Consider the following 8,502-nt stretch of genomic DNA (forward strand, 5'->3'; position numbering starts at 1 on the left):
GTTGGTGTCATTTGCTGCCTCTCACAACGATAGTTCATTCATTGGTCCCGATTTTTTGCTGATCGGTGGAGCATTATGGGTCTTGACGGCGTCTCCGGATGTGCGACCATCTCCGCATATGCAAACAACGGAAAGGAGGTGATCCAATGTCTCATGGAGCAAAGCCTGTGACTGCCGCTCTGTTCGGTATCGCGGCTCTTCTGATGGCTGGGGTCGCCAGTGCCTGCCCTTCGCACACGACCCACTCCGCCCAAGCCCCTGCAGGCGGCACGTCCGCTGAACAGGGACAGAAGGCACCGACCGAATCACGCGGCTGACACCGGCTGCACCATGGTTGAGACGGGCCGTCCCCTGGGGGCGGCCCGTTTCATTTCTACGGCCGCGAAACTTCAGCCGCTGCCTTTCAGTCCGGGCCGAACCTCCGGACGATGGCTCCCCCGATGCTCTTCATCGCAGACACGACGGGCCAGACGCACCATGCCTGAAGCAGGGTAGCCGCCGCTCCGATCAGCGTCCCGAATATCAGCCCTACGGTCGTGACCCCCGTTACCTCCCCGAAGGCGCCATCGGACATGCCGACCGCCGCCGCGAGCATCAGATACAAGCCATAGCGGCTCAGGCACAGCGCCAGGATCAGGATGGCGGCAGCCGTAAGCGGACTGGCGGCCGATCCGGCGAACACGCCGACGAGCTCGATCAGGGGCGCCAAGGCGTCACGGTGGTCCATCGTCCGATCCCCCGGAACGGCGGCCGGGAAAAAAATAGCCGGTCCGCCCTGTGCATGAGGCTACCGCGGCGCATCATACGTCAGGGCCGGGCTTGGCCGGAAGTCTCCATCCATGCCCGGCGCGGGAGCTATGCGGATGCGGCCGCTTCCGTCTTGTGCCTTCCATCGCCATCTGCATTAGGCTAAGGCATCTTCTGATATGGTTGTTGGGGGAAGGGAATAGACGATGGCTTCCTATGATTTTGATCTGTTCACCATCGGCGCCGGGTCGGGCGGGGTTGCCGCCAGCCGGCGTGCGGCGGCCTATGGCGCCCGCGTGGCGATCTGTGAAGGGAGCAAGGTCGGCGGCACCTGCGTCATCCGGGGCTGCGTGCCGAAGAAGCTGCTGGTCTACGGCGGCCAGTTCCGCGACGCCTTCGAAGACGCCGTCGGCTACGGCTGGGACGCCACGATCCCCGAATTCCACTGGGGCAAGCTGCTCGACGCCAAGGACCGCGAGATCGACCGCCTGAACCGGATCTATATCGGCATGCTGGAGAAGGCCGGCGTCACCCTGTTCGACGGGTTCGGCCGCCTAATCGACCGCCACACCGTCGAGGTTGCCGGCCGCCGCTACACCGCCAAGACGATCCTGATCGCCGTCGGCGGGCATCCGATCGGCCCCGACCTTCCGGGCTTCGAACACGCCATCAGCTCCAACGAGGCCCTCGACCTCAAGGAACTGCCGAAACGCATGGTGATCGTCGGCGGCGGCTATATCGCGGTCGAGTTCGCCGGTATCTTCAATGCGCTCGGCGTCGACGTCACGATGATGATCCGAAGCGGCGACCTGCTCAACGGCTTCGACGACGACATCCGTCAGGCCTTGGCGCAGGAGATGACGAAGCGCGGCATCACGATCCTGACCGGCGTCAAGCTCGACCGCCTGGAAAAGCTGGACGACGGCTACTGCGTCGTCACCAAGTCCGGCGAGCGGCACCCGACGGAACTGGTGTTCGCCGCGACCGGCCGGGTGCCCAACACCCGCAACCTGGGCCTGGAGGAAGTCGGCGTCGTCATGGACGCCAAGGGCGGCGTGAAGGTCGATTCCTGGTCGCGGACCAATATCGACAACATCTATGCGGTCGGCGACGTCACCAACCGGGTGGCCCAGACGCCCGTCGCCATCGCCGAGGGCAGGTCGTTCGTCGAGACGACGTACAACGACAACCCGATGGAAGTCGATTACTCCAACATCCCGACCGCCGTGTTCAGCAGCCCGCCGATCGGGACGGTCGGTCTGACGGAGGCCCAGGCCCGTCAGATCTGCGGCGAGATCGACGTCTACAAGAGCGCGTTCCGGCCCATGAAGAACACCATCAGCGGCCGGGACGAACGGACGCTGATGAAGCTCGTGGTGGACCGCAAGAGCGACAGGGTCATGGGTGCCCACATGCTGGGTCCGGACTCTCCGGAAATCGTCCAGGGCCTTGCCATCGCCATGAACTGCGGCGCCACCAAGCGGCAGTTCGACCGCACGATCGGGCTTCACCCGTCTGCGGCGGAAGAATTCGTCACGATGCGCGACAAGGTTCCCGATCCCACACAGCGGCAGGCGGCCGAATAACCGGGTCTTCCGGCATGTCCATCCCCCATGTCCAACCCGTGTGCGGAGGACATGCCCGCCCTCGAGTCGCCGGAGGTTGTTTAGTGTGGAAAACGCTGGCTGAACCAAGTATAGCCAGACGTCTTGGATAAACGATAATTGACCGGGCCTTTGGCAAAGCCGTCCGGTCCCTGTGGAGGTATGGTACAATGGCCGAACGCTGGACTCCCAACACCTGGCGCTCGAAGCCTGTCAAGCAGATGCCGTTCTATGCCGATCAGGCCAAACTGGCCGCGGCCGAGCAGCGTCTGTCCAGCTACCCGCCGCTGGTGTTCGCCGGAGAGGCGCGGCGCCTGAAGTCGGCCCTGGCCGACGTCGCGGGCGGCAAGGCGTTTCTGCTCCAGGGCGGCGACTGCGCCGAGAGCTTTGCCGAATTCCATCCCAACAACATCCGCGATACCTTCCGCGTCCTGCTCCAGATGGCGGTCGTGCTGACGTTCGGCGGCGCTACGCCGGTGGTCAAGGTCGGCCGCATGGCGGGCCAGTTCGCCAAGCCGCGCTCGGCCGATACCGAAACGATCGACGGCGTCGAACTGCCGGCATACCGCGGCGACATCATCAACGGCTTCGACTTCGAGTCCGCCTCGCGCGAACCCGATCCCGACCGCATGGTCCAGGCGTACAACCAGTCCGCCGCCACGCTCAACCTGCTGCGCGCCTTCGCCCAGGGCGGATATGCCGACCTGCACAAGGTCCACCAGTGGAACCTCGGCTTCGTCGAGCGCAGCCCGGCGGGCGAGCGCTACCGCGACCTCGCCGACCGGCTGGACGAGACGCTGAACTTCATGGCGGCCTGCGGCATCACCGGCGAAACCACGCCGCAACTGCGCGAGACCGACTTCTTCACCAGCCACGAAGCGCTGCTGCTCCCCTACGAGGAAGCACTGACGCGCATCGACAGCACGACCGGCGACTGGTACGACGTCTCGGCCCATATGCTGTGGATCGGCGACCGCACCCGCCAGCCCGACCATGCCCATGTCGAGTTCCTGCGCGGTGTGAAGAACCCGATCGGCCTGAAATGCGGTCCGACCAGCGACCCGGACGAGCTGATCCGCCTGATCGACATGCTGAACCCGGCGAACGAGCCGGGCCGGCTGACCCTGATCGCCCGCATGGGCTTCGAGAAGGTCCAGGACAAGCTTCCGGCCCTGATCCGAAAGGTCCAGAAAGAGGGCAGGGTGGTCGTGTGGGCCTGCGACCCGATGCACGGCAACACGATCAAGTCCTCGACCGGCTACAAGACCCGCCCGTTCGACCGTATCCTGTCGGAAGTGAAGGACTTCTTCGCCGTTCATCAGGCCGAAGGCACGCACCCCGGTGGCGTCCATTTCGAACTGACCGGCCAGGACGTGACCGAATGCACCGGCGGCGCCCAGGCGATCACCGACCACGCCTTGGCCAAGCGCTACCATACCCACTGTGATCCACGGCTCAATGCAAGTCAGGCTCTTGAACTGGCGTTCCTGATCGCCGAGGGTCTGAAGGGAAGCCGCATGCAGCAGGATCGGGATCGCCGGACAGCCGCTGCGGAGTGACCTGGTAAAAATCGGCCCGGTAACGGCATCAACAAGAGCAGCAAGACCTTGGACAGCCAGGAAGACAGCAAACCGCAACGCCTTAATCCATCGGTCGCCGACATCGCCCGCTGGACGGACACCTACTTTCTGCGGACCAAGGCCACTGTGGGCCGTTTTGGCGACAAGCGGGTCACATACGCGATCTTCATGCGCCGGCCGGTGGTATCGGCCCCCCGGCTGGCGGTGGAGTGGCTCGAGGGTGTCGCCCGCGAACGCGGATTCGAAGTCGAGATCGACCTGATCCATCGGGAGGGCCGCTGGGTCGGCGCCGGCGAACCGATCCTGTATATCTCCGGTCCGCTCTACCATTTGGTCGACCTGGAGACTCTGCTCCTGATGAAGCTGGGTCCCGCCTGCGTATCGGCCTACAACGCCTTCACGATGTGCGCGGACCTGCCCAAGGTCGCCTTCCTCGCCATGGACGCCCGGCACTGCGCCGGCACCGACATGGCTGAGATCATGGCCTATGCGGCCAGCGTCGGTTCGGCGCGGGCGGCCCGGAAAGTCGGCGCCGTCGGCTTCATCGGCAACGCCACGGACGCCACCGCTCATTACTTCGGCCGCACCGCCGGCATGGGCACCATGCCGCACGCGCTGATCGGTTATGCCGGCTCGACCGCACGCGCCGCAGAGATGTTCCACGAAACCTTCCCCGACCAGGCCCTGACGGTGCTGGTGGACTATTTCGGCCGGGAAGTGACCGACAGCCTGGAAGTCTGCCGCCGTCTGCCGGAGCTTGCCGCGTCCGGCCGCCTCAGCATGCGGATCGATACGCCGGGCGGACGCTTCATCGAAGGGCTGGACCCGCCGGGCTCCTATGCCGTGCTGGAAAAGCACGTTCCCTCGGCGATCCGCGGCTACCGGGACGAGACCCAGCTTCGCTACCTGATCGGAACCGGAGTTTCCGCGGCTGCGATCTTCCATCTGCGCGACGCGCTGGACGCGGCCGGCTTCGACAAGGTCAAGATCGTCGCCAGCAGCGGTTTCAGTCCCGCCAAGTGCCGTATCATGGCGGAAGCGCAGGCGCCGATCGACGTGATCGGCACCGGCAGCTATCTGCCGGAGCGCTGGACCGAAACTTACGCGACCGCCGACATCATCGAATATGACGGTGAGAAGCGCGTCAAGGTAGGCCGCGAGTTCCTGTTCAGGAAATAGCCGTACCGCTCAGGAAGCCTCGCTGTCATTTCTGTTCCGCCAACCGATCGCATCCAGGCGGCGGAACGGAAATTTTCCATCCGAAGGTCGTATTTTCCCTTCCCGTTGTAATGCTTTGGTCATAGAACCCGCTCAGGATTGCATGAACTGGCGCAGTCGACCTTGGGGAGCGGAAACAGGATGGCGAATAAACTGGATCGTGAAGTACGGCTGACCTTTCTGGGCATCGATGACGAAACCCGCGAGGCGCTCAGGAACTTCACTCCCATCCTGGAAGCGACGCTGCCAAAGCTCATGGAGCGATTTTACGCCCACATGGCAGCCAATCCCGATACCCGCGCCATGTTGTCCGGCGTACCGATCGATCACCTGAAGAGCGCGCAGAGCCGGCATTGGACCGGTCTGTTCGCGGGTACCTTCGATGAAGCACAGCTCGAACATACCGTTGCGATCGGCACGACGCACCAGCGGATCGGTCTGGAGCCGCGCTGGTATATCGGCGGCTACGCCCTTGCGATGACGGAACTGATGGCCGCAGCGGTGGACAAGTACCGCTGGCAGCCGGCTAGATTGAAAAGCGTGCTGCGCGCTATCGTCCAGACGGTTTCCCTGGACATGGACCTTGCGATCTCCTGCTACATCGAATCCGGTGACGAGAACCGCCAGAAGGAACTCTGGCAACTCGCGGATACCCTGGAGACTGAAGTTCACTCCGTCGTAAGCCATGTCGCCGAGAGCGGCGGCCATGTCGCCGACGTCACGCGCCGGACTTCGGCAGCGATCGACCGCGTCGCCGGCAACGCTGTCGCCGTCGCATCGGCCGCCGAGCAAGCTACCGCCAGCTTCGAGACGGTTGCCGCCGCCGGTGAGGAACTGTCCGCCTCGGTGTCCGAGATCAGCCGCCAGGTCAACGAGTCGCGCACTGTCACGCGGCAGGCGGTCGATCAGGCAGCCGCCGCCAACGACAGCGTCAACGGCCTTGCCCAGGCCGCCGGCGAAATCGGCCAGATCGTCCGCGTCATCAACGAGATCGCGAGCCAGACCAACCTGCTGGCACTCAACGCGACGATCGAGGCCGCCCGTGCCGGCGAAGCCGGCAAAGGCTTCGCCGTCGTCGCCAACGAAGTCAAGGCGCTGGCTAACCAGACGGCTCGTGCGACCGAGCAGATTTCCGCCCAGATCTCCCGCATCCAGGCGGAAACCGAGAAGGCGGTCACCGGTATCCAGACCATCGTCGGCGTCATCCATGAGGTGGAGGGGATTTCCGCCGGGATCGCCGCCGCGATCGAGGAACAGACGGCCTCGACCGGAGAGATCAGCCGAAGCGTGCTGGAAGCGGCCGCCGGAACCCGGCAGGTCGCCAGCAACATCACGGAAGTCGCCCATGACACGGGTCAGGCGTCGGACCTGATGCACGAGGTGCACAGCGTTACCGGGACGATGACGAACCAGGTCGGCAGCCTTCAGAACGAGATCGATCGTCTGATGAGCACGATGCGGACCCACAAGGTATTCGACCGGCGCATTCATCAGCGCAGGCCGGTCAGCTTTCAGGTCTCCGTCTCCAGCGGCGGCGCCAGCCGCAATGTCCAGATGATCAACCTGTCGGCCGGCGGCGCCGCCCTGGTCGGTTTCGTCGAAGGAACGAGCGGTGGACGGATCGACCTGAACCTGCCGGGCCTTCGGGAGGATTGCGGGGGCAGATCCTCTCGGCCGACCAGAGCGCGACGCACCTGAAATTCGAACGCGTGCTCACTCCCGCCGAGGTGGCCGGCGTCCTGCGGGTGACGGGATCGGCCGCTGCCTGACGGCTTCCCTCACCGCCTGCCGTCGGCATGTCGGGAAGGCCGGTGGCGAGGATTGACAGGGCGGGGATGACTGATACCTTCGCCGGCGACGATACCCCGGGAGCCCGCGTGCCATGACAGACCGCATCGCCATCGCCTTGGCCCAGATCAACCCGACAGTCGGTGCGATCGCGGCGAATATCGGCCGGATCCGAGCCGCGCGGGCCGAAGCGGCGGCTCGATCGTCCGACCTGGTAGTATGCCCGCAGCTTTCGGTAACCGGTTGTCCTCTGGGCGAACTCGCGACAAGCTCCTTCTTCCTGGATGCGATCGAGGCCGCGGTCCGCGAGTTCGCGGCTGAAACCTCGGATGGCGGTCCCGCCGTGCTGCTGGGGGCGCCCTGGCGGTCTGACGGCAAGGTTCATGACGCAGCGCTGCTGCTCGAAGCCGGTGCCATCGCGACGGTGCGATTCCGCCATGTCGCGCCGGCGGAGCGATCTGCGGCATACGCGGTCGGACCGGTGCCGGGACCGCTGAACTTCCGGGGTGTGCGTTTCGGCGTGCTCGTCGGCGACGACATCTCGACACCCGACGTCGCGGAGGCGCTGAGCGAATGCGGCGCCGAGCTGCTGGTTCACCTGTCCGCCGAGCCCTTCGCTCCGGATGCCCTGGACCGGCGGGTCGGCGTTGCGGTCGCGCGCGTGACCGAGACGGGCCTGCCTCTCCTCACGGTGAACCAAATCGGCGGTCAGGACGATCTGGTGTTCGACGGTTCGTCCTTCGCGCTGGGTGCGGACCGTGCGCTGAAGGCGCACGCCCCTGCCTTCCGGGAAGCCCTCCTGGTGACCCGCTGGGAGCGTGACGGCGAGAGCTGGACGGGCAGGGAGGGCGAACTGGCGCCACCCCCAGCCGGTCATGAAGCCGTTTGGCAGGCGCTCACATCGGGGCTGCGGGATTACGTCAACAAGAACGGCTTCGCGACGGTCGTTCTCGGCCTGTCCGGCGGCCTCGACAGCGCGGTGGCCGCGGCGGTGGCGGTGGATGCCCTCGGCCCCGACCGGGTGCGCCCGGTATTTCTTCCATCCCCCGTCACGACGCGGCAGAGCCTCCAGAACGCCCATGAGGTTTCGGAGCTGCTCGGCTGCACGCTTGAAAAAATCGTCATCGATCCGGCTCTCAAGGCTTTCGAGACGATGCTGGCGCCCCTTGTCGCGGGCCGGGACCCAGACGTCACGGAAGAAAACGTCCAGGCGCGAGTGCGCGCCGTGACCCTGTTGCAGTTGTCCAACAAGTTCGGCGCGCTGGTGCTGTCTTCGCTCAACAGGTCGGACCTGTACGCCGGATACTTCACCCTGAGCGGCGACGTTTCCAACGGCTTCGCAATCCTGCGGGATCTCTACAAGACCGATATCGTGGCATTGGCTCGCTGGCGTAACGCGGCCTTGCCCGAGGGCGTCCACGGCCCCGCCGGCAGGGTCGTTCCGGAATACGTCATCAACCGCCCGCCCTGCGCCGAGTTGAAGCCCGACCGGACCGACGTGGACAACCTGCCGCCCTATGACATTCTCGACGATATTCTTCGCTGCCTGATCGATCAGGACATGG

6 protein-coding genes are annotated in these 8,502 nt (G+C 65.0%); 5 read left to right on the forward strand and 1 reads right to left on the reverse strand.

Annotation, left to right across the window (positions count from 1 at the left end):
* Positions 1-403 precede the first annotated feature (403 nt).
* The gene (locus AC5JJ6_RS30425; RefSeq protein ID WP_496045646.1) at positions 404-727 is read right to left on the reverse strand and encodes a hypothetical protein; all 324 of its coding nucleotides are present in this window, start codon (positions 725-727) and stop codon (positions 404-406) included.
* A 226-nt stretch (positions 728-953) separates the two neighbouring features.
* Here AC5JJ6_RS30425 and gor point away from each other — a divergent pair, with 226 nt between their 5' ends.
* The 5 genes from gor to AC5JJ6_RS30450 form a co-directional block, all read left to right on the forward strand.
* Positions 954-2,333, forward strand: a complete 1,380-nt coding sequence (gene gor / locus AC5JJ6_RS30430) for a glutathione-disulfide reductase (RefSeq protein WP_496045647.1) — start codon at positions 954-956, stop codon at positions 2,331-2,333.
* 188 nt (positions 2,334-2,521) lie between these two features.
* On the forward strand, positions 2,522-3,910 hold the full coding sequence (locus tag AC5JJ6_RS30435; RefSeq protein WP_496045648.1) for a class II 3-deoxy-7-phosphoheptulonate synthase: 1,389 nt from the start codon (positions 2,522-2,524) through the stop codon (positions 3,908-3,910).
* A gap of 48 nt (positions 3,911-3,958) precedes the next feature.
* Positions 3,959-5,110, forward strand: coding sequence for a nicotinate phosphoribosyltransferase (locus AC5JJ6_RS30440; protein ID WP_496045649.1), 1,152 nt, complete (start codon positions 3,959-3,961; stop codon positions 5,108-5,110).
* Positions 5,111-5,290: 180 nt separating this feature from the next.
* Entirely contained in the window at positions 5,291-6,847 is a 1,557-nt protein-coding gene (locus tag AC5JJ6_RS30445) for a protoglobin domain-containing protein (protein ID WP_496045650.1), read from the forward strand.
* A gap of 184 nt (positions 6,848-7,031) precedes the next feature.
* The coding region (locus AC5JJ6_RS30450) for an NAD+ synthase (RefSeq protein ID WP_496045651.1) at positions 7,032-8,502 on the forward strand (1,471 nt) is incomplete at its 3' end.

This window comes from Skermanella sp., assembly GCF_059503625.1.

Coding starts and splice junctions, on each gene's coding strand:
- AC5JJ6_RS30425 (WP_496045646.1), bottom strand. CDS start 727: ATGGACCACCGTGACGCCTTGGCGCCCCTGATCGAGCTCGTCGGCGTG.
- gor (WP_496045647.1), top strand. CDS start 954: ATGGCTTCCTATGATTTTGATCTGTTCACCATCGGCGCCGGGTCGGGC.
- AC5JJ6_RS30435 (WP_496045648.1), top strand. CDS start 2,522: ATGGCCGAACGCTGGACTCCCAACACCTGGCGCTCGAAGCCTGTCAAG.
- AC5JJ6_RS30445 (WP_496045650.1), top strand. CDS start 5,291: ATGGCGAATAAACTGGATCGTGAAGTACGGCTGACCTTTCTGGGCATC.